The following is a 1,814-nucleotide window of genomic DNA, read 5'->3' on the forward strand; positions in this document are numbered from 1 at the left end:
ATCGAGTAGGAGGAATTTCTCTTGATTGAGAAATTCCGACCTCTCACACCACCGTGCGTACCGTTCGGTACACGGCGGTTCAATCAACTTGACATGTAACACACCTTGCGGTGTAGTAATCTAACATTGAGACTAATCCAAATGACGTTAGTCTCTTATTGCTTATGGCTTGATGTATGTCTGAGCTCCGGCATACTCTTGCGTATCCTTTAGCATAAGCTGTACGCTTTGCCGCCCATTTGGGTACTCCAAGCTTAATAAGATTCTTTGCTCTATTCTGTGGGGTTTTCCAATGTTTCCAGATGCACATGCGAAACCTGTATCTAATGTTTCCGTCAAGTTGCTTACACAGTTCTTTCATACTACCTATTTTAAAATAGTTTATCCATCCTCTGATAAGCTGATTAATTTTCTCTACCTTGTAGCCGTTGCCAACGCCCCAGCTACGGCGAGTGAGTTCTTTCATTCTCTTCTTGAACTTCATAACTGACTTTGCATGTGGTTTTGCCTTGTACTGTTGTGCACTTCTATCAAAGTAGAATCCGAATCCAAGATATTTAAGTCCTTGTGGTCTATCCACTTTGCTTTTGGTCACATTGACCTTGAGTCCTAGTTTCTCTTCAATAAATCGAGAGATACTTCTCATTACTCGATTAGCAGACATTTCGCTTCCTACCATGATGATACTGTCATCAGCGTATCTTACAAAGTTAAGCCCTCTCTTTTCCATTTCCTTATCAAGTTCATTGAGCATGATGTTCGCTAACAGTGGAGAAAGATTTCCTCCCTGTGGTGTTCCCACAACTGATTCCTCGTACTCATCATCTATCATTATTCCGCTTACCAGATACTTTCTTACAATAGAGATAACGTCCCCATCTTTAATTGTTTTGCCAATTAAAGTCATCAGCTTATCATGATTTACTGTATCAAAGAACTTTTCCAAATCAATATCTACAATCCATTCGTTTCCGTCATTCATCATGTCGAGTGCTGTTAGGATTGCTTGCTGCGCACATCTATTTGGTCTGAATCCATAACTATGGTCATGGAACTGTTCCTCATAGATTGGTGTTAATACCTGTGCAATGGCTTGCTGTATAAATCTGTCTGTTACTGTTGGTACTCCCAGGTTTCTGACACCGCCATCTGGTTTTGGTATCTCCACTCTTCATACTGGTTGAGGCTTATACTTTCTTGTCCTCAACTGTTCCTTGATGATTTCGCCGTTCTTTACAAGATGTTCCTTGAGTTCTGTGTATTTCATTCCGTCCACTCCCTCTGCACCTTTATTTCGTACGACTTGCAGATATGCCCTATTAAGGTTTTCGTTAGATAATATCTGCTCCATTAGACTACTTGTGTCCATGCGTTCTTTCCTTTCCGTCTCGCTTGATTTGACCACCTTTCCCCGATTGGTTACGGCAGATGTTGCCATTTCTGCAATACGAGACCTACTCAAACTTATTGATTGTTCGCCCCTTCGCTCCATTTCCATTACAGAAACTTCCTCACTACTATGGGCTCTGCTGACTTCTCACGGTTCGTTGTTACTAGGCTAATGGAACCTCCGTGAGACCTCCGACGCTTAAGGCGCGCGCTCTTTCCTCTCATCTATCCGCCACATTTACTCGTACTTCCAGCAACTTTTGGACTTCATCTTCTTTTGCAGACTTATCCGTATTTCCGAGCCTTCTATGTGATTTCTGTCCGTCGGACCAAGAGTTTGCTTACAGCTTCCTTCAGATTCCACCTCACGATGGACACCCTTGCTGTTCGGCTATACACTTCCTCGTTGCCTAGGCGTGTTCGGG

1 pseudogene is annotated in these 1,814 nt (G+C 42.8%); it reads right to left on the reverse strand.

The features are described 5' to 3' along the window. Positions 1 to 79 precede the first annotated feature (79 nt). A pseudogene (ltrA, locus tag EV212_RS13340) lies at positions 80 to 1,369 on the reverse strand (group II intron reverse transcriptase/maturase). Positions 1,370 to 1,814 lie beyond the last annotated feature (445 nt).

Source organism: Frisingicoccus caecimuris (genome assembly GCF_004340975.1).
GTDB lineage: Bacteria > Bacillota > Clostridia > Lachnospirales > Lachnospiraceae > Frisingicoccus > Frisingicoccus caecimuris.